The sequence below is a fragment of the Tenggerimyces flavus genome (genome assembly GCF_016907715.1).
GTDB classification, from domain to species: Bacteria; Actinomycetota; Actinomycetes; order Propionibacteriales; family Actinopolymorphaceae; genus Tenggerimyces; species Tenggerimyces flavus.
On sequence record NZ_JAFBCM010000001.1, the window covers coordinates 5,196,900 to 5,216,472 of the forward strand.

Below are 19,573 nucleotides of genomic sequence, written 5' to 3' on the forward strand. Positions count from 1 at the left end.
TGTTCTCGATGGTACGCCAGGGAATGGGCACCGTCTCAGGCTCGGCGCGCGGCGCCGCTCTCGGTCGGTGCCGAATGTGCCCGATCTTGGTCCTCGACCTCTGCCATGGCTCGGTCCAGTTTGTCCGCCGCGAGCCCGAGCTCGAGGAACAGCTCCTTCGCCCGTCGCCACAGCCACACGCCTATGCAGGCGTACAGAACGAGGGCGAAAAGGACAATTCCGCCGAAGAGCAGCACCCACCTCACGGGCGCCAACCCTAGCCCCTACCTGCTGTGCCAGTTACGCAAGAGGTCGGTTTCCTCGGCCTCGGTGAGCCCAGATCGCCACGGCTTGTCGCCGCGTTCGTCCACTATCCAGACGAGAGTGTCACGTGCGGTATCAGCCACGTCACGGATCGTCAGACCCGCCTCGGCCGTCGCGGAGGTGTCGCGGGCCATGAATCCGGCGTTCTCGGGCTCGTCGACCCACAGCGGCAGCGACTTGGGGCCGGACCAGACGTTCACCTCGTTCGCCAGCAGGAAGTCCTGCGGAACCCAGGTCAGCTGGACGTCCGTCCCCACACCGGCCGCGACCGCCTCCAGCAGCTGCCGGCGCGTGAACGAGGTCGACGTGCTGTCGTACACGCCGGTCCGCCCGTTCTCGGTCGAGTCGACGATCCAGGCGGCGAGGTCGCGGACGTCCACCAGCTGCACCGGGTCGTCCGGCTTGCCGGGCGCGAGCACCTCGCCGCCGCGGGCGATGCGGTACGGCCAGTACGTGAACCGGTCGCTCGGGTCGCCCGGGCCGACGATCAGCCCGGCACGCACGATCAGCGCGTCGCTCCCCCGGCCAGCCGCGACCTCCTGCTCGCAGGAGACCTTGGCCTCGCCGTAGTTCGCCGGGTCGGCCTCGTCCGCGTCTGCCGCGAGTGGCTGGCGGAGTGGCGCGGTCTCGACGCGCTGCCCAGGCGTCGCGTCGTCGGAGTAGACGCTGCAGGTCGAGACGAACGTCCAGTGCTTGGCCCGGTCGGCGAGCGCCGAGATCGCCCGGCGTACGTGCGTCGGCTGCCGCGCCACGTCGACGACCGCGTCGTACTCGCCCTCGAGGGCGGCGAACCCGTTCTCGTCGTCCCGGTCCAGCTTGACGAACGTCGCGCCTTCCGGCGGGTTGCTCGTCGTCCCCCGCGCGGCGGCGGTGACCTCGTGGCCACGCCGCAGCGCCTCCGCGACGATCGCCTTGGACAGGAACACGGTGCCACCGAGCACGAGAAGTCTCATAGCTGGATCCTTCCGGCTCCACTGGCCGGAAACCAGCGGATCTGCTCTCGGCCAACCCTCCGCTGTCCACACCTTCCGCGACTTCACCCACTGGACCGGGGTTCTGCAACGTGGGAATTGCTCTCCGACCCCGGTTCGGTGGGTGAAGTGCGGCTGGCTGTGGATGGTGTGGACAGCGGTGGCCGGGAGAGGTGGCCGGGAGAGGTGTGGGTGGCGGTGGTGGTCAGGGGGTTTCGTAGGCGGCGAGGGCGGAGCGGGCGTCGGCGCTGACTGCTTCGGCGAGGCCGGCGGGTTCGATCACGCGCGCGTGCCCGCCCAGGCGCAGCGCGAGGCGGCGGAGCCAGCGCTGGTCGGCGATCCGCAGCCGTACCCGCAGCTGACCCGCGCCGAGGTCGATGACCTCCTCGCACGGGTAGTACTCCGACACCCATGCCGCCGGCGGGTCGAGGTCGATGGTCGCGAGCTCGTGGTCGGGCGACGGCTGGAACAGCCCGGCGGACAGGTCCCGCGGCCGCGCCTGCGGCGGGAGTACGGCCGGCTCGTCCAGCACCCGCGCCTTCGCGACCCGGTCCAGCCGGAACAGCCGTACGTCCTCTGCCCGATGGCACCAGCCCTCGAGGTAGGTCCGGCCGTCGGCGAGGAAGATCCGCATCGGGTCGACATCGCGTTCGGTGGTCTCGTCGCGCGCCGGCACCCAGTACGACAGGTGCAGCCGCCGGCCGCGGTCCAACGCGTCCTGGATCGTCGCGCGGATCTCCGGGTCCTCGAACGCGTCGACCTGGATCTCGACCTGCTTCGTCACCGATCCCGAAGCCTGCCCCGCGGCCTCCTCCAGCCGCGCGATCACCCGGTCGACCATTTCCCGTTCGTTCGACCGGCCGGTCTCGCGCAGCACTCGCAGCGCGACGAGCAGGCCCAGCGCCTCGTCGGAGGTGAGCCGGAACGGGCGGGTGAGGAAGTCGGCGTTCGAGACGTGGATCGTGCCGTCGCCCTCGACGGCGTCCATGTCGACCTCGATGTAGTCGCCGGGCATCATCCCCGGCAGCCCGCAGAACCAGAGCACGCCGAGGTCCGCGACGAGCTGGCGTTCGGAGATCCCGAACACCCGCGCGACGTCGGCGACGCGGGCGCCTGGGTGGGCGAGCAGGTACGGGAGCAGGGCCAGCAGGCGGCGCACCTGTTCCTTGGCGCCGCCCGGGCCGGCGGATCGCGGCAGGTCGTCGATCACCGCGACTCCACTAGCAGGCTCTTGAGGTGTTGGATCGTCGCTTCGCGTACGTCGGGTGGGTCGAGGGCGACGACATCGGTCGCGTATCCGGCGAGCTCCTCCGACAGCGTGACCACGTCGCCGAACGCGACGCGGACCAGGTCCCAGCCCTCGCCGTCGGGTTCGATCAGCTGGGCGCGGCGGCGCAGGCCGTTGCCGGCACCGGTACGGACGCGGATCGTCGCGATGCCGCGGGGATCGCTGTCGGTGGGCCTCAGCCGTTCCGCCTCGGCGCGCAGGTCGACGCCGTCCGGGACCTCGAACGCGCGCGGCTTGCCGACCTCCTTGACCTGGCCGACGATCCGGGAGAGCCGGAACATCCGCGCTGCCTGCCGGTCCCGGTCGTGCCCGAGGACGTACCACCGCGTGCGCCAGTTGATGATTCCCCAGGGCTCGAACGTTCGTCGGGCCGGTCCGGCGGTGCCGGGACGGCGGTAGTCGAACGTCACGACCGTGTGGGTCTGGACGGCGCGCCAGAGCGGGACGAACGAGGGCTCGCCGGCACCAGGTCCGGGCTCGAGCGCGGCGAGGTGCGCGGTGTCGGCATCGAGGCCCTCGGCGCCGAGCTTGAGCACGGCGCGCGACGTCGCCTCGGCGAGGCTGGCGTGCTGCCAGACCCTCGCCGCCAGGCCGAGGACGGCGACCTCCTCCGCGGTGAACGTCAGCGGCGGCAGCTCGTACTCGCTGCGGCGGATCCGGTAGCCGACCTCGTCGTCGAAACCGGACGCGACCGAACCGATCTCGATCGGGATGCCGAGCTCGCGCAGCTCTTCCTTGTCGCGCTCGAACATCTTCTCGAAAGCTTCGAGCGACAGCTCGTGGTAGTCCTCCACGAGCGTGCGAAGCTTGGCCTTGGGCACGAAGTGACGCGAGACGAGCAGGCAGATGACGAGGTTCATCAGCCGCTCGGATTTGCGGGGCGGCACGCGCTTTCACCCCCTTCCACCCGACCAAGCTACAGCAGTGACGAGCGCCGACCCGGGTCGACCGTGAGGCTCCCTCCGGCGTGTCGAAAGATGACGTGTCACCACTCGCTGAGCGGTCGGGCCCGGGTCCATTGGACTAGCCTCGCCGCTGTGATTCGTTGGCGTTCGGGTGTCGTGACGACTGTTCGTGACGGCTGGGCCGGCACCGTGAAGCTCGACGTCGAGACACCGGACGGGCCGGTGCCGGCGCTCGCGTACGTCTCCCTGGTCGGTACGCCGGAAGTCGGCGACCGGGTGCTGCTGAACACCTCCGCGTACGCCCGCGGGCTCGGGACGGGCGGCTACGCGCTGGTCGTGGCCGTGCCCGACCGGCTGCCGCCCGACGTCGAAGGACCGGGGCACCTGGTCAAGGCGCGCTACACGCCGCTGCAGACGATGGTCCTGGGCGTGGACGAGCCCGACTCCCCCGCGTACGACGTGCTGCGCGACGCCGACGACCTCGGCGGGATGCCGGTCGTGGTGGCCGACCTGCACTCCGCGCTGCCCGCCGTGCTGGCCGGGCTGTACGCGGCCAGGCCGGGCACCCGGGTGGCGTACGTGATGACCGACGGCGGTGCGCTGCCGTTGGCGTTCTCCAAGACGGTGTCGTCGCTGCGGGCTGCGTCCTGGCTGGTGGGATCGGTGACGGTCGGGCAGGCGTTCGGCGGCGACCTCGAGGCGGTCACGCTGCACACCGGGTTGCTGGCGGCGCGGCACGTGCTGGGCGTGGACGTCGCGGTGGTGACGCAGGGCCCGGGGAACCTCGGAACGGGAACGCGCTGGGGCTTCTCCGGCGTCGCTTCGGGCGAAGCGGTGAACGCCGTGGCCGCGCTGTCGGGACGGGCAGTCGGGACGCTGCGGGTGTCGTCGGCGGACCCGCGGCCGCGGCACCGGGGCGTGTCGCACCACAGCCTCACGGCGTACGGACGGGTCGCGCTGGCCGCGGCGGACGTGGTCGTGCCGGAGCTGCCGCCGCCGTTCGGGGACGAGCTGCGGGACGCGGTGGAGGCGCTGCGGGCGCGGCACACGGTCGTCCGGGTACAGGTGGACGGGCTGGCCGAGGCGATCGCGAAGTCGCCGGTGCGAGTGTCGTCGATGGGACGTTCGTACGACGAGGACGCGCCGTACTTCCTCGCCTGCGCAGCCGCCGGCCGGCACGCCGCCGCGCTGTTAACCGATTGAGCTCGACCTGGGCTGGCTCGTACCGTCCTGGGCATGCGTTCCTATGACGACCTGGTGTCCGAGGCGCTTGCCGCCGACTTCCGAGGCTGGGACTTCGGCTTTCTCGCCGGCCGGATCGAGGGTGGCGAGGCCTGGAACTACGACGACCTGGCGAGCGCCGAGATCACGGATTCGACCCGGCTGCTCGACATCGGGACGGGTGGCGGCGAGACGCTCGAGGGGATCCTCGCCGGTCGACGTCCGGCGCACGTCGTCGCGACCGAGGGCTGGGCGCCGAACGTCCCGGTGGCCCGTGAGCGACTGGAGCCGTTCGGCATCGAGGTCCGGCAGAGCGTCGAGGGCGAGCCGCTGCCGGCTGCCGACGGGGAGTTCGATCTGGTGCTCGCGCGGCACGCCGGCGCGTCGGCTGCCGAGTTGAGCCGCGTCCTCCAGCCCGGTGGCGTCTTCCTGACCCAGGGCGTGGGGCGGGACAACGACCTGGAGTTCAACGAGGTGCTCGACGGTCCGCCGCCGACGCATGCCAACGACCCGTCGTTCGCCGACTCGGTCGCCGGACTGAAGCAAGCGGGCTTCGCGATCGACCGGGCCGAGGAGACGTTCAACGAGACCGGCTACCTCGACATCGGCGCGATCGTGTTCCACCTGATGGCGGTGTCGTGGCAGGTGCCCGGGTTCGACGTCACGACGTACGACCAGGCCCTGAGAACGCTCGACGCCCGGATCCGCGTCGAGGGGCGGTTCGTCGTACGGAACCACCGGACGCTGATCCGGGCGCGTCGAGTCTGAATTGAACTGGCGTCAGCTGGCGCCGAGGATGTCGATCACGAAGGCGACCGTGTCGGTCTTCTTCACGTCGGTGCCCTGCAGGTCCTGGCCGAAGCCCTGGTCCGGCGGCATGATCAGCAGCACGCGGCTGCCGACGGTCTTGCCGACCAGGCCGGTGGTGAGGCCCTTCACCTGGGTCTGCGAGAGCTGCAGGTCGAGCGCCTGCTTGCGGTCCCACGAGGAGTCGAACTTCTTGCCCGTACGCCAGTTCGCCGCGATGTAATGGAAGTTCACGGTGTTCTCCGCCGTGACCTTCGCGCCCTTGCCGATCAGCAGGTCCTGGACGACGAGCTTCGTCGGCGCCGCCTTCTTCGGCACGGTGAGCGCCGTCGGCGTTCCGTCCTTCACCGTCACGGTCGGCAGGCCGGCGGGCGGCGTCACCGCGGTGCCCTCGGCCTTGGTGAGCGGCTTGTAGGCGCTCTTCACGTCGACCACGAAGATCAGCGAGTCACCCTTGTTGATACCCGCCTGCTGGTTGCCCTCGGCGTAGCCGTCCTTCGACGGGATCGTGATCAGCACGCGGCTGCCGACCTTCTGGCCGACCAGACCCTTGATGAAGCCCGCGATCAGGGCGCCGTCGGCGAGCTTGAACGTCGCCGGCTTGCCGCCCTTCCAGGACGAGTCGAACTCCTTGCCGTCGCGGCCGTTGATGCCGACGTAGTCGACGATCACCTGCTGGCCCTTGGCGAGCGTCTCGCCCTTGCCCTCCGACACGGCCTTCGCCGCGGTCTCGGCGACCTTGAACGGCTTGGCGAACTCGACCGTCGGCTTGGCGCTGGTCTCGCCCTTCACCGTGACGGCCTCGATGCCGGTGCCGCCGGGCTTCTTCTCGGTCTCGGTCTTCTTGCCGGATTCGCCACCACAGGCGGCGGCGACGAACATCAGCGGGACTATGAGGAGAGCCAGAGCCTGGCGACGACGCACAGTGAACACCTCGTTGACGAACGGTTGGGGGTGTACGAAGGCCACACCATACCCCGCGAGTCTGTGAGCAGCCTTAATGAGGGGCTAGAGGCCGATCTCCGTTCCATGACCGCTCTGGTGCGCCGCGGCGAGCACGAGGGCGGCCGCGGCGGCGTCCTGGACGGCGACACCGACGGACTTGTAGAGAGTCAGCTGGTCAGGCGCGGTGCGGCAGGGCTTCGTTCCGGCGACGAGCTCGCCCAGCTCGGCGTGGATCTGGACCCCTGATTGGAGCAGCTCGTTACTGCCCGCGGGGAACGGAGCGAGCGCGGCCTGCCTCGACTCCACGCAGACCAACGCCTCCGCGACCGTCGCCTCGTCGACCTCTCGCCCGGCGCGATTGAAGCCGACCGAGGTGACGTGCGTACCGGGGCTCAGCCACTCCCGCCGGACGACGGGATCGGTGGCGTGCGTCGTCGCGCAGACGATGGCCGCGCCGTCCATCGCCTCGCGATAGGTCTCGGCTGCCCGTACCTCCTGCGGGAGGAGGTCGTCGAGTTCGGCCGCGAGCTTCGCGGCCTTGGCCGGGTCTCGTCCGGCGACGCGGAGCTCGCGGATCGGCCGGACTCTGCTGACGGCGATCGCGTGCGAACGGGCCTGCACACCGGTGCCGAGGATCGCCAACACCTCGGCGTCCTCTCGCGCGAGCAGCCTCGCCGAGAGCGCCGACCCGGCACCGGTCCGAGCGGCGGTGATGACCTCGCCGTCCAGCAGTGCGGCCGGCTCCCCCGTCGCGGGGTCGAACGCGACGATGACCGCGTGATGCGTGGGCCGGTCGACGTTGTGCGGGAACAGCGCGACGAGCTTGCTGGTCAGAACGCCAGCGGATGGGAGGTACGCGGGCATCGCGGCGAGGAAGCCGTCCCGTTCCGGCACGGTCGCTGCCACGCGGGAAGGCATCGAGACCCGACCAGCTGAGAGTTCGACGTGAGCAGCGGCGAGAGCGTCGATCAGCGCGTCAATGTCCAAGAGGGCTTGGACGTCGGCCTTCGAAAGGACCAGCACGCGTCACATGCTCTGGATGAGCTTCTCCACCCGTTCGTCCACGCTGCGGAACGGGTCCTTGCAGAGCACGGTGCGCTGCGCCTGGTCGTTGAGCTTGAGGTGCACCCAGTCGACGGTGAAGTCGCGGCGACGTTCCTGCGCCCGCTTGATGAACTCGCCGCGCAGCCGGGCCCGGGTGGTCTGCGGCGGCACCGACTTCGCCTCGAACACCCCGAGGTCGGTGGTGACCCGGTTGACCAGGCCGCGGCGCTCGAGCAGGTAGTACAGACCGCGGTTGCGGTGGATGTCGTGGTACGCGAGGTCGAGCTGTGCGATCCGCGGCGACGTCAGCGAGAGGCCGTGCTTGTCGCGGTAGCGGTTGAGCAGCTTGTACTTGATCACCCAGTCGATCTCGCGGTCCACCGAGGACAGGTCACCGGAGTCGACGGCCTTGAGGGTGCGCTCCCACAGATCGAGCACCTTCGCCACCGCGGGCGTCGCGAGGTCACGTCGTTCGACGAAGTCGCGGGCCTTGGTGAAGTACTCCTCCTGGATGTCGAGCGCGCTCGCCTCGCGTCCGTTCGCCAGTCGTACGCGACGGCGACCGGTGATGTCGTGGGAGATCTCGCGGATCGCGCGGATCGGGTTCTCCAGCGTGAGGTCGCGCAGCACGATGCCGGCCTCGATCATGCGGAGGACGAGGTCGGTGCTGCCGAGCTTGAGCAGCGTGGTCGACTCCGACATGTTCGAGTCGCCGACGATCACGTGCAGCCGGCGGTAGCGCTCGGCGTCGGCATGCGGTTCGTCGCGGGTGTTGATGATCGGGCGGGAACGGGTCGTCGCCGACGACACGCCTTCCCAGATGTGCTCGGCGCGCTGGCTCACCGCGAACACCGCACCGCGCGGGGTCTGCAGCACCTTGCCGGCACCGACCATGATCTGCCGGGACACGAGGAACGGGATCAGCACGTCGGCGAGGCGAGAGAACTCGCCGTGCCGGCTGACGCAGTAGTTCTCGTGGCATCCGTAGGAGTTGCCGGCGGAGTCGGTGTTGTTCTTGAACAGGTAGACGTCGCCCGCGATGCCTTCCTCGCGCAGCCTGCGCTCGGCGTCGACGAGCAGTCCTTCGAGGATGCGTTCGCCGGCCTTGTCGTGCGTGACCAGGTCGATGATCGAGTCGCACTCCGGCGTCGCGTACTCCGGGTGGCTGCCTACGTCGAGGTAGAGGCGGGCACCGTTGCGCAGGAAGACGTTGCTGCTGCGGCCCCAGGAGACCACCCGGCGGAACAGGTAGCGGGCAACCTCGTCGGGAGACAGTCGGCGCTGGCCACGAAACGTGCACGTGACGCCGTACTCGTTCTCGAGGCCAAAGATCCGACGGTCCATAGTCACCACACTATGCCTTGCGTAGGAAGAAAGCCGGTCCCCTGTGACCACATGTCAGAACACCGCCACGAATTGTTTCAGGACCGGCCCGATGACGTCAGGACTCGGTGGAATCCGGCTCCGTTTCCGGGGCAGTTTCTGGGGCTGCTTCCGGTGCCGCGGGCTCGGGGGTGAGCAGACGCTCGAGCACCGGTCCGGTGATCCGGCGGAACTTGCGCTTCTGCGTCCGGGTCCGGTCCAGAACGGCGACCTCGAGATGGTCGGCCTCGAGCTGGCGCGGCTCGTCGCTGTCGCGGCCGAGGGTGTCGACCGCGAGCGCCAGCGCGGTGGCCAACGACTGGCCGGCCTGGTAGCGCTCGGAGACGTACGTGGTCAGCGTCTCGGCCGCACCACCCATCACCGCGAACCCGTGCTCGGCCGCGACCGAACCGTCGTAGGTGAGCCGGTAGATCTCGTCCTCCTCCGAGGACGCTCCGACCTCGGCGACGACGGTCTCCACCTCGTACGGCTTCTCGCCGGCGTTGGAGAAGATCGAGCCGAGCAGCTGCGCGTAGCGGTTGGCGAGCATCAGCGCGTTGACGTCGGAACGGTCGTAGGAGTAGCCGTGCAGCTCGGCCATCCGTACGCCTGCGACGCGGAGGCTCTCGAACTCGTTGTACCGGCCGACCGCGGCGAACGCGATGCGGTCGTAGATCTCGCTGATCTTGTGCAGCGCGCGGTGGCGGTTCTCCGCGACGAGCGCGATGCCGTGGTCGTACTGCAGCACGATCGAGCCGCGGCCGCGGGCGATGTTCTTGCGGGCGTAGTCGGCCCGGTCCCGCATCTGTTGCTCGGGCGAGACATAGAACGGCATGCTCATCGCGCGTCACCCTCCCCGTCGGCGCTGGGCAGGGCGGGGGCGGTGGGGCCGAGTGGTCGCCGCATGCGACCCTCCAGCATGCGGTCGACGATGGCCGCGACCTCCTCGTCGGTGTAGCGGCGGTAGCCGGCCTCGCTGACGGTGGCGATGATCGGGTAGATCTTGCGGAACACGTCCGGTCCGCCGGTGGCCGAGTCGTCGTCGGCGGCGTCGTACAACGCCTGCAACGCCGCGGCCGCGGCCTCTTCGGAGGTCGCGTCCTCGTCGAACAGCTTCTTCAGCGAGCCGCGGGCGAAGAGCGAGCCGGAGCCGATGGAGTGGAACAGCTGCTCCTCGTACCGGCCACCGGTGACGTCGTAGGAGAAGATCCGGCCGCGTCGCAGGACCTCGTCCCAGCCTGCGTACAGCGGCACCGCGGCGAGACCCTGCATGGCCAGGCCGAGGTTGCCGCGGAGCAGGGTCGACAGCCGGTTGGCCTTGCCGTCGACGGAGAGCACACTGCCCTCGATCTTCTCGTAGTGCTCGAGCTCGACCTGGAACAGCCGCACCAGCTCCACGCCGATGCCGGCGCTGCCGGCGAACCCGATCAGCGAGAACTCGTCGGCAGGGAAGACCTTCTCGACGTCGCGGACCGCGATCATGCTGCCCGCGGTCGCACGCCGATCGCCCGCCATCAGCACGCCGCCGGCGTACGTCGACGCGACGATCGTGGTGCCGTGCGGGATCTCCTCGCCGGCCGTCGAACCCGGCTGCACGTTGCGGCCCTGGCCGGGCAGCAGCTCGGGTGCGTACGACGCGAGGAAGTCGGCGAACGACGAGCTCCCCGGGATCATGAACGCGGGATCCAAGGACCCGGCGCGCGGTCGATCGGTGCCCACACGTCTCCTTCCAGTCCTGTCGCTCGAGCGGGTCACTGGACGTGTCGTGACCGGCTCCTTGAACCTATCTGGCGCGCGCCTGCGTAGTGCGACCGGCGTGCCCGACTACTCCCGATTCAGCTCTGGGCTTAGTCGGACAAGTCGGACTATTGGCCGCCCTTCTGGACGAACGACCGCACGAAGTCCTCGGCGTTCTCCTCGAGCACCTCGTCGATCTCGTCGAGGATCGAGTCCACGTCCTCGTCGAGTGCGTCCTTGCGCTCCTTGGTCGCCTCGTCGGACTGGACGTCGGTGACCTCGTCGGTCTCCTCGTTCCGCCGCGTGGACCGTTGTTGTTGGCCGCCGCTGTCTCGTGTCGTCATGACCACCCTCCCGTCACCGGGCTTTTGCTCCTTACCTGGACCCTACAAGTGCGTCCCGACACAAGGGAGGGAAGATCGCTACAGGTTGGCCAACATCTTTCTGGGGGCTTCGTTGCTGGGCGAGTCTGGTGGAGTGCTGCCGCGGGTGGTCGTGTTCGACGCGATGGGTGTGCTGTACCGGCACGGCAACGTCGTCGCGGGCGTTCTCCTCCCCTATCTGCGGTCTCGCGGCTGCGTGCTTTCCGAGGCGGAGATCCGTGCGGCGTACCGGTCGTGCACGCTCGGGCGGATCTCGACGTGGGAGCTCTGGGCCGCGCTCGGGGTCGCCGACTCGGCCAGCGACGAGGACTACTGCCAGCGGCACGAGCTGACTCCGGGGGCTCCCAAGCTGCTGGGACGGTTGCGTTCCTCGGGTGTTCGGCTGTTGGCGCTCTCGAACGACGCGGCCGCGTGGTCCGCGTTGCTGCGGGCCCGGTTCGGGCTGGACTCGTACATCGACCGCTGGTTGATCAGCTCCGACCTCGGTGCGCGCAAGCCCGATCCCGCGACCTATCAGGCGGCGATCGCGGCCGCCGGCACACCGGCGTCCGAGATCGTGCTGGTGGACGACCGGCCGACCAACCTCCTTGCCGGCCATGCTGAGGGCCTACGGCCGGTGCTGTTCCACAGTGAGGACACCGCCGCCAACCCCGCACCGGACCTGGACGCTCCCTCGGCGCACGGGATGGCGGAGCTGTACGAGGTGCTCGCGAGGTAGCTTGTGACGTACCGGCCGAGGCCAGCACGCCTGCGGCTCCATCCCGTTGTGGAAGGAGTGGCGTGCTACCTACCTCTTGGGACGCTTCACAGCTGCTTCGGCGGCTCGGCGTCGATGCCGTGGACATCGCCGACACGCTCGCGGCGCGGCCGTCTGCTGATGACCCGGTCGTGACATGGCTGGTCGAGGAGACGATCGCCTCGATGGGTGTCGCCGTCTCGATCGCTGGTCACCGCGGCTGGCCTGGGCAGCCCGACACTCCCGTGGGGCGACACGTGCCGGTGTGGGCGTATCTCGCGCTGGTGCCGTACGTGCTGGAGTTCCACCGCTCTCGGCGGACGAGTGCGGCGCCTCGCTGGCTCGCCGCCGTTTGAATGAAGGGCACCTTCATTCGAACCTATTGAATGAAGGTGCCCTTCATTAAAAACGTGGCGGGGTGGCTGTTGTCGAGGGTGGTCCGTGGAGACGGTGTGGCGGGACTTGGCTGGGTCGGAGGCACCCTGGTCCGAACCTTTGGGACCAGGGTGCCCCCGACCCAAACCCACCGGGCACGTTCACGGCCCCAAGCGATGCACCGGACGTTTGGATGAAGGGCACCTTCATCCAACCGGGCTGCGGTGGGTCAGCCGCCGGTGATGGTGCGGACGAGCTCGTCGGCGGTGCGGCAGCGGTCGAGGAGGTCGCCGACGTGGGCCTTCGTGCCCCGCAGCGGTTCCAGGGTCGGGACGCGCTGCAGGGACTCGTGGCCTGGCAGGTCGAAGATCACCGAGTCCCACGACGCCGCGGCGATGTGCTCGGCGTACTGGGCCAGGCAGCGGCCGCGGAAGTATGCGCGGGTGTCCTCCGGGGGACGGGTGATCGCGTGCACGATCTCGGTCTCTGTCAGCAGCCGGTCCATCCGTCCGCGCTCGGCGAAGCGCTGGTACAGCCCCTTCTCCGGCCGCAGGTCGGTGTACTGCAGGTCGATCAGCTGCAGCTTCGGGCTCCCCCAGTCCAGCGAGTCGCGGGTCCGGTACTGCTCCAGCACCGAGAGCTTGGCCACCCAGTCCAGCTCCCGCGCCAACGACATCGGATCGGACTCGAGCCGCGACAGCACCGACTCCCAGCGGTCGAGTACGTCGCGCGTCTGCGCGTCGGTGTCCGCGCCGGTCCGGTCCTCGACGTACTTGCGCGCCTGCTCGAGGTACTCCAGCTGCACCTGCACCGCTGTGAGCTTCCGCCCGTTCTTCAACGTCAGCAGGTGCTTCAGCGTCGGGTCGTGTGACACCTCGTGCAGCGACGTCACCGGGTGCTCGATGGACAGGTCCGAGGTCAGGAAACCGTCCTCGATCATCGACAGCACCAGCGCGGTCGTACCGGCCTTGAGGTACGTCGCGATCTCGGACAGGTTGGCGTCGCCGATGATGACGTGCAGCCGCCGGTACTTGTCCGGATCGGAGTGCGGCTCGTCGCGGGTGTTGATGATCGGCCGCTTCAACGTGGTCTCGAGGCCCACCTCGACCTCGAAGAAGTCGGCCCGCTGGGACAGCTGGAAGCCGTGCCGGCTGCCGTCCTGCCCCATCGACACCCTGCCGGCGCCGGCGAACACCTGGCGGGTCACGAAGAACGGCGTCAGATGGCGCACGATGTCCGCGAACGGGGTCGAGCGATTCATCAGGTAGTTCTCGTGGCAGCCGTACGAAGCGCCCTTGCTGTCGGTGTTGTTCTTGTGCAGCAGGATCGGCACCGACAGCGGCGGCTCGGCGGCACGCCGCGCCGCCTCGGCCATGATCCGTTCGCCCGCCTTGTCCCACTTCACCAGGTCACGCGGGTTGGTGACCTCCGGAGTGGAGTACTCCGGGTGCGCGTGGTCGACGTACAGCCGCGCGCCGTTGGTGAGGATCGCGTTCGCGAGGCCCACGTCCTCGTCGGTCAGCTGGCTGTCGTCGGCCAGGTCCCGCGCGAGGTCGAAGCCGCGGGCGTCGCGGAGCGGGTTCTCCTCCTCGAAGTCCCAGCGTGCCCGCCGGGACCGGATCGCCTGGCCGGCGTACGCGTTCACCACCTGCGAGGACGACAGCATGGGGTTCACCGTGGGCTGACCGGCTACCGAGATGCCGTACTCGGTCTCGATACCCATCACCCGGCGCACACTCATGGGTCTCCTCACCGCTACATCGCCGACCCGCGAGGGGCCGTTACTTCATCGAGCGTACGCGGGTTATACCCGTCCGCACGGCGCCGACCGCCGAATCCGCCCTGGAAAGCAACGAGAGCCGCACGAACCCGGCGGTGGCCGAAGGCCACACAAAACGGCACGGCCCAAGACCGACGGGCGCAGGTGACGATAGTCACCAAGCGCCCGTCAGCCTTGGTCGCGAGGCCTCGCGGCTCTCGTGGACTGCTTTACAGGTACTGGCCGGTGTTCGCGATCGTGTCGATCGAACGGCCAGCCTCCGCGCCTTGCTTGCCGGAGATGAGCGTACGGATGAACACGATCCGCTCGCCCTTCTTGCCCGAGATCCGCGCCCAGTCGTCGGGGTTGGTCGTGTTGGGCAGGTCCTCGTTCTCCTTGAACTCGTCGACGCACGCCTGCAGCAGGTGCTGGATGCGAACGCCGCGCTGGTCCAGGTCGAGGTAGTCCTTGATGGCCATCTTCTTGGCCCGGTTGACGATGTTCTCGATCATCGCGCCGGAGTTGAAGTCCTTGAAGTACAGGACCTCCTTGTCGCCGTTGGCGTACGTGACCTCGAGGAAGCGGTTCTCCTCCAGCTCGGAGTACATCCGCTCGACGGTCCGCTGGATCATGCCCTGGACCGTCGCGTCCGGGTTGCCACCGAACTCGGCCAGGTCAGCCTCGTGCAGCGGCAGCGACGACAGCAGGAACTTCGAGAAGATGTCCCGCGCCGCCTCGGCGTCCGGTCGCTCGATCTTGATCTTCACGTCCAGTCGGCCAGGCCGCAGGATCGCGGGGTCGATCATGTCCTCGCGGTTGGAGGCACCGATCACGATGACGTTCTCGAGGCCCTCGACACCGTCGATCTCGCTCAGCAGCTGCGGAACGATGGTGTTCTCCACGTCGGAGGAGACGCCGGAGCCGCGGGTGCGGAACAGCGAGTCCATCTCGTCGAAGAACACGATGACCGGCGTGCCCTCGTCGGCCTTCTCCCGCGCCCGCTGGAACACGAGCCGGATGTGCCGTTCGGTCTCACCGACGTACTTGTTCAGCAGCTCGGGGCCCTTGATGTTGAGGAAGTAGCTCTTCCCCTCCGTCTTGGCGTCCCGCTTCGCGACCTGCTTGGCCAGCGAGTTCGCGACTGCCTTGGCGATCAGCGTCTTGCCGCAGCCGGGCGGGCCGTACAGCAGGATGCCCTTGGGCGCCTTGAGCTGGTGCTCCTTGAACAGGTCGGCGTGCAGGTACGGCAGCTCGACCGCGTCGCGGATCTGCTCGATCTGCCCCGGCAGACCGCCGATGTCCTCGTAGCTGATGTCCGGGACCTCTTCGAGGACGAGCTCCTCGACCTCGGACTTCGGAATGCGTTCGTAGACGTACCCGGACCGCGGCTCGAACAGCAGCGCGTCGCCAGCCCGGATCGGGATGTCCCGCAGCGGCTCGGCGAGCCGTGCGATGCGTTCGTCGTCGGTGTGCCCGATGACGAGCGCGCGTTCGCCGTCCTCGAGCACCTCCTTTAGCGTGACGACCTCGCCGACCTCTTCGAAGCCGAGCGCGCGCACCACGTTGAAGGACTCGTTGAGCATGACCTCCTGGCCGCGCCGCAGCTCGTCCAGGTCGATGCTCGGGCTGACGGTGACGCGGAGCTTCCGCCCACCGGTGTAGACGTCCACGCTCTCGTCGTCGTTGCGCTCGATGAAGATGCCGAAGCTCGCTGGCGGCTGGGCCAGTCGGTCGACCTCTTCCTTGAGCGTGACGATCTGCTCGCGGGCCTCTCGTAGGGTCGCGGCCAAACGCTCGTTCTGGGCCGTGACATTGGCGAGCATGGCTTGAGCTTCGGCGAGCCTCTGCTCGAGCTGCCGGCCCTCTCGTGGCTGCTCGGCGAGTCTCCGCCGGAGTGCCGCTACCTCTTCTTCAAGGTACGTGACTTGGCTGGCGAGCTCGGCAGCCGAGCGCGACCCGCGTCGGTCATCGTGTGCGGGCACCTTCCTCACCTCCCCGGTCCTCGTGCCGTCGGTCGCGGCGGGCGTCGTCGTGCCTGGTGATTCAGTGCTCGACGCGAGCCGCTCCTCGACCCAGTTCTGACCCTATATCCCGGACCCACCCAAAGGTCCACGTCTGTGTACACGGAACGAGACGCGTCGAACACGAAACACTGTGGTTATACCCAGGAGCACGGACTGGAACGTGTATGCGTTCGTTACGGTGTTGGAACGAAACCCGCGTGTCGCCCTCGATGCCCGCGGATCACAGCTCCCATCCCCTGGCGTGCGGAATCACCGTGGCGCGCTGCGAATGCTGCGGAATGACGCCGCTGGGATTCAGCTATGAGCGGACAGAGCCAGAGCCCATGCCCGTGATCATGAACGTGATCATGAAGCTGAACTGGTCGTATACGACGGGTTTGCCTTCATGATCACGTACATGATCACGGACAGGTGGCCGCGGAGGTTGGGGTGAGGGGCGCCCTGGTCCCATAGGTTCGGACAAGGGTGCCCCCGACCCAGGCTCGCGTGCGGTCGCCGCGGCGGGTGGCGGCGGAGCAGGTCGCGGGCAGCGGGTTTGGGTCAGAGGTCGACGGCGGAGGCGCGGGGTGAGGGGGCTTCGGAGTCCACATCGGCCACGTCGGTCTGCTCCGGCAGCGGCGGCGGCGTCCCGCCGAACGACGGGCAGCGGACCTTGTGGTCGCACCAGTCGCACAGGGCACTGGGGCTCGAGCGCCACTCCCCGGTCGACCGAGCCCGGTCGATCGCCTTCCACACCGCGTGCAGCTTGCGCTCCGTCGCGAGCAGATCCGCCTCGTCAGGCTCGTACCGCAATACGTGCCCGCTGCCCAGATAGACCAGCTGCAACAGCTTCGGCACCGTCCCACGCAGCCGCCACAGGACAAGGGCGTAGAAGCGCATCTGGAACATCGCGCGCTGCTCGTACCCCTCCCTCGGCGCCTTGCCAGTCTTGTAGTCCACCACCCGGACCGCACCGTTCGGCGCCACGTCCAGGCGGTCGACGTAGCCGCGCAGCAACAGGCCGGAGTCCAGCAGCGACTCGACGTACAGCTCCCGCTCGGCCGGCTCCAGTCGGGTCGGGTCCTCCAGCGTGAAGTAACCCGAGAGCAACTCCCGCGCCCGAGCGAGGAACGAGTCCACCGTCGTCGAATCGTCGTCGAACAGACCCGCCAACTCCGGCTCAGCCTCGACCAGCGCGTCCCACTGCGGCACGAGCAGCTGGTCCGCCTCGTCGAACGTCCGCGACGCCGCCGGCAGGTCGAACAGCCGCTCCAGCACCGCGTGCACGACCGTTCCCCGCGCTGCCTCCGGGCTCGGCTTCTCCGGGATCTTGTCGATGACCCGGAACCGATACTTCAGCGGACAGCTCAGGAAGTCGCTCGCTCGCGACGGCGACAGCACGCCGAGCACGTCGGGCCGCTCGACCGGGTCGATGGCGGTCCGATGCTCCACGTGTGTCAGGCCCATGTCGACGACTGTAAGGGAGCAAACCGACACAGCCGCGCCTATCCACAGGGAACGCGGCAGGTGTCGGATAGCGTTGCTCGGAATACCAGCGGTATTCAGCAGCACACCTCGAGGAGTTCCGACCACCGTGGCAGAGCCGCAGCGCTCCGACCAGCCGAGCCCGAGCCCGCAGAACCAGCAGAACCAGCAGGGCGACTCGGGTCAGCAGGGCGAGCAGCCCCCGCAGCGTCGCTTCGGCGCGCTCAAGATCGCGCGGATCGCCGGCGTGCCCGTGTACGTCAACGTCTCCTGGATCTTCGTCGCGCTGCTGATCGCCTACGCGTTCACCGAGCCGGTGCTGAGCGCCATGCCCGAGCTCGGGCCGTGGGCCTACGCCGCCGCCTTCTTCTTCGCGATCCTGCTGTACCTCTCGGTGCTCGTCCACGAGATCTCGCACGTGCTCGCCGCCCGCGCGTTCGGGCTGCCCGTGCGCAGCATCACGCTGCAGTTCCTCGGCGGCGTCTCCGAGATCGAGCGGGAGCCCGACACTCCCTGGCGCGAGTTCGCGGTCGCGGTCGTCGGGCCGCTGACCTCGCTCGCGATCGGCGTGGTCGCGTACATCGGCCAGAACGTCTTCACCGATCCCCCGCTGCTCTTTCTCATGATCAGCATGCTCGCGACCGCGAACTTCCTCATCGGCTTCTTCAACCTGCTCCCCGGACTCCCCCTCGACGGCGGCCGGATCCTGCGCGCGATCATCTGGGCGATCAGTCGCAAGCCGCACCTCGGCACGCTCATCGCCGGCTGGGCCGGCCGCGTCGTCGCCGTCCTGGTCCTGGCGGTGCCGTGGATCTGGTTCGCCGGAACGAACGGGATGCCCAGCATCCTGCACATCGTCTGGAGCGTGCTGATCGCGACGTTCCTCTGGGCCGGCTCGACGCAAGCCCTGGTCTCGGCGCGCGTACGCAAGAAGCTCCCCGCCCTGCAGGCGCGGCAGCTGGCCAGGCGCGGCGTCCCCGTTCCTCCCGAGCTCCCCCTGTCCGAGGCGATCAGGCGCGCCCAGGAGGCGCAGTCTGGCGGACTGGTCGTGGTCGACCCGGGCGGAAGGCCGGTCGGACTGGTCAGCGAGGCGGCCGTCCTCGCGACCCCAGAGCACCGCCGCCCGTGGGTCGCGGTCGGCGACGTGGCGCGGCGGATCGAGCCCGGACTCGTGATCAGCGCCGACCTCACCGGCGAGGCGCTGATCCAGGCGATGAGTGGCACGCCGAACTCGGAGTACCTCCTGGTGGAGCCCGACGGACAGGTGTACGGCATCCTCGCCTCGGGCGACGTCGACAAGGCGTTCGCCAAAGCCTGAGCCAAGGCCGAGCCCGCACCACCGCTAGGAGTCGTTCGTTGTCTGATCGTTCTCGCCTGCTCGAAGCCGGGGATCAGGTCCGCCTGGAGGACCCGAAGGGCAAGCGGCACCTGATCACGCTGGTCCCGGGGAAGATCTTCCATACCCACAAGGGCGGCATCGCGCTCGACGACCTGATCGGCAAGCCGGACGGCATCGTCGCGAAGTCGACCGGTGGCGTCGAGTACCTGGTGATAAGACCGCTGCTCGCCGACTACGTCGTCGCGATGCCGCGCGGCGCGGCCGTGATCTACCCCAAGGACGCCGCGCAGATCCTGGTCATCGCGGACATCTTCCCCGGCGCGCACGTCATCGAGGCCGGCGCGGGATCGGGCGGGCTGACGTCGTACCTGCTCCGCGCCGTCGGCCCGTCAGGACGGGTCACGTCGTACGAACGGCGCGAGGACTTCGCCGCGATCGCCAAGAAGAACGTCGAGCGCTTCCTGCACGGCGAGCAGCCGCACTGGTCCCTCGTGGTGGGCGACCTGGTGGAGTACGAGGGCGACGCGGCCGCCGACCGGGTGATCCTCGACATGGTCGATCCGTGGAACTGCGTCGAGTGGGCCGCCGGGGTACTGGTGCCGGGTGGCGTGCTGTGCGCGTACGTCGCGACGACCACGCAGATGGCGAGGTTCGTCGAGACCGTTCGCGTACACAACGGCTTCACCGAGCCGCACGCCGAGGAGACCATGGTCCGCTCCTGGCACGTCGAAGGGCTGGCGGTCCGTCCCGACCACCGGATGATCGGGCACACCGGATTTCTCGTGATCACCAGGAGGCTCGCGCCGGGCTTCATCGCGCCGCGCAAGAAGCGGCGCCCCGCCCCCGGCGCGTACGGCGAGCAGTACACCGGACCGCGGCCCTCTGGCGAGTAACCCATCCTCGCGCTGTG

At 68.9% G+C, this 19,573-nt stretch carries 19 protein-coding genes; 6 read left to right on the forward strand and 13 right to left on the reverse strand.

The window, feature by feature from the left end; genetic code table 11:
- Positions 1 to 35: 35 nt before the first annotated feature.
- The 4 genes from JOD67_RS24360 to JOD67_RS24375 form a co-directional block, all read right to left on the reverse strand.
- A complete protein-coding gene (locus JOD67_RS24360) occupies positions 36 to 245 on the reverse strand; it encodes a hypothetical protein (protein ID WP_205120019.1) in 210 nt (69 codons plus the stop codon).
- 18 nt (positions 246 to 263) lie between these two features.
- The gene (locus JOD67_RS24365) at positions 264 to 1,256 is read right to left on the reverse strand and encodes an NAD-dependent epimerase/dehydratase family protein (RefSeq protein WP_205120020.1); all 993 of its coding nucleotides are present in this window, start codon (positions 1,254 to 1,256) and stop codon (positions 264 to 266) included.
- Between the two features lie 223 nt (positions 1,257 to 1,479).
- Complete coding sequence (locus JOD67_RS24370) at positions 1,480 to 2,484, reverse strand: helix-turn-helix transcriptional regulator (RefSeq protein ID WP_307782531.1); 1,005 nt, start codon at positions 2,482 to 2,484, stop codon at positions 1,480 to 1,482.
- Positions 2,481 to 3,449, reverse strand: a complete 969-nt coding sequence (locus tag JOD67_RS24375; RefSeq protein ID WP_205120021.1) for a helix-turn-helix transcriptional regulator — start codon at positions 3,447 to 3,449, stop codon at positions 2,481 to 2,483. Before JOD67_RS24375 ends, JOD67_RS24370 begins: the two co-directional genes overlap by 4 nt.
- 174 nt (positions 3,450 to 3,623) lie before the next feature.
- On the opposite strand from JOD67_RS24375, the gene JOD67_RS24380 reads away from it, so the two are divergent.
- Together JOD67_RS24380 and JOD67_RS24385 are read left to right on the forward strand one after the other, a co-directional pair.
- Positions 3,624 to 4,670: a DUF3866 family protein gene (locus tag JOD67_RS24380; protein WP_307782532.1), complete on the forward strand. Its 1,047-nt coding sequence runs from the start codon at positions 3,624 to 3,626 to the stop codon at positions 4,668 to 4,670.
- A gap of 33 nt (positions 4,671 to 4,703) precedes the next feature.
- The gene (locus JOD67_RS24385) at positions 4,704 to 5,456 is read left to right on the forward strand and encodes a class I SAM-dependent methyltransferase (RefSeq protein ID WP_205120023.1); all 753 of its coding nucleotides are present in this window, start codon (positions 4,704 to 4,706) and stop codon (positions 5,454 to 5,456) included.
- A 12-nt stretch (positions 5,457 to 5,468) separates the two neighbouring features.
- Here JOD67_RS24385 and JOD67_RS24390 read toward each other — a convergent pair whose 3' ends face one another.
- The 6 genes from JOD67_RS24390 to JOD67_RS24415 all read right to left on the reverse strand — a co-directional run bounded on the left by JOD67_RS24390 (position 5,469) and on the right by JOD67_RS24415 (position 10,927).
- Entirely contained in the window at positions 5,469 to 6,419 is a 951-nt protein-coding gene (locus JOD67_RS24390) for an FKBP-type peptidyl-prolyl cis-trans isomerase (protein ID WP_205120024.1), read from the reverse strand.
- Between the two features lie 84 nt (positions 6,420 to 6,503).
- Positions 6,504 to 7,463: an ornithine cyclodeaminase family protein gene (locus tag JOD67_RS24395; protein WP_205120025.1), complete on the reverse strand. Its 960-nt coding sequence runs from the start codon at positions 7,461 to 7,463 to the stop codon at positions 6,504 to 6,506.
- A gap of 3 nt (positions 7,464 to 7,466) precedes the next feature.
- Positions 7,467 to 8,828, reverse strand: a complete 1,362-nt coding sequence (gene pafA / locus JOD67_RS24400) for a Pup--protein ligase (protein ID WP_205120026.1) — start codon at positions 8,826 to 8,828, stop codon at positions 7,467 to 7,469.
- Positions 8,829 to 8,925: 97 nt separating this feature from the next.
- A complete protein-coding gene (prcA, locus tag JOD67_RS24405) occupies positions 8,926 to 9,687 on the reverse strand; it encodes a proteasome subunit alpha (RefSeq protein WP_205120027.1) in 762 nt (253 codons plus the stop codon).
- Positions 9,684 to 10,520 (reverse strand): proteasome subunit beta, encoded by an 837-nt coding sequence (gene prcB / locus JOD67_RS24410; RefSeq protein ID WP_205123150.1) that lies wholly within the window; start codon positions 10,518 to 10,520, stop codon positions 9,684 to 9,686. Before prcB ends, prcA begins: the two co-directional genes overlap by 4 nt.
- Positions 10,521 to 10,711: 191 nt before the next feature.
- Complete coding sequence (locus JOD67_RS24415) at positions 10,712 to 10,927, reverse strand: ubiquitin-like protein Pup (protein ID WP_205120028.1); 216 nt, start codon at positions 10,925 to 10,927, stop codon at positions 10,712 to 10,714.
- Between the two features lie 85 nt (positions 10,928 to 11,012).
- On the opposite strand from JOD67_RS24415, the gene JOD67_RS24420 reads away from it, so the two are divergent.
- Together JOD67_RS24420 and JOD67_RS24425 are read left to right on the forward strand one after the other, a co-directional pair.
- Entirely contained in the window at positions 11,013 to 11,684 is a 672-nt protein-coding gene (locus JOD67_RS24420; RefSeq protein WP_205120029.1) for an HAD family hydrolase, read from the forward strand.
- A 62-nt stretch (positions 11,685 to 11,746) separates the two neighbouring features.
- A complete protein-coding gene (locus JOD67_RS24425; RefSeq protein WP_205120030.1) occupies positions 11,747 to 12,058 on the forward strand; it encodes an acyltransferase domain-containing protein in 312 nt (103 codons plus the stop codon).
- A gap of 248 nt (positions 12,059 to 12,306) precedes the next feature.
- Here JOD67_RS24425 and dop read toward each other — a convergent pair whose 3' ends face one another.
- The 3 genes from dop to JOD67_RS24440 form a co-directional block, all read right to left on the reverse strand.
- Positions 12,307 to 13,818 carry a depupylase/deamidase Dop gene (dop, locus tag JOD67_RS24430; RefSeq protein ID WP_239554024.1) on the reverse strand — a complete coding sequence of 504 codons (1,512 nt, stop codon included), beginning with the start codon at positions 13,816 to 13,818 and terminating at the stop codon, positions 12,307 to 12,309.
- Between the two features lie 248 nt (positions 13,819 to 14,066).
- Positions 14,067 to 15,818, reverse strand: a complete 1,752-nt coding sequence (gene arc, locus JOD67_RS24435) for a proteasome ATPase (protein ID WP_307782533.1) — start codon at positions 15,816 to 15,818, stop codon at positions 14,067 to 14,069.
- A 582-nt stretch (positions 15,819 to 16,400) separates the two neighbouring features.
- Positions 16,401 to 17,306: a RecB family exonuclease gene (locus JOD67_RS24440; RefSeq protein WP_205120032.1), complete on the reverse strand. Its 906-nt coding sequence runs from the start codon at positions 17,304 to 17,306 to the stop codon at positions 16,401 to 16,403.
- Between the two features lie 127 nt (positions 17,307 to 17,433).
- Between JOD67_RS24440 and JOD67_RS24445 the strand changes: the two genes are divergently transcribed.
- Entirely contained in the window at positions 17,434 to 18,642 is a 1,209-nt protein-coding gene (locus tag JOD67_RS24445) for a site-2 protease family protein (RefSeq protein WP_307782534.1), read from the forward strand.
- A gap of 38 nt (positions 18,643 to 18,680) precedes the next feature.
- On the forward strand, positions 18,681 to 19,556 hold the full coding sequence (locus JOD67_RS24450) for a tRNA (adenine-N1)-methyltransferase (RefSeq protein ID WP_239554025.1): 876 nt from the start codon (positions 18,681 to 18,683) through the stop codon (positions 19,554 to 19,556).
- The last annotated feature ends 17 nt before the right edge of the window (positions 19,557 to 19,573 follow it).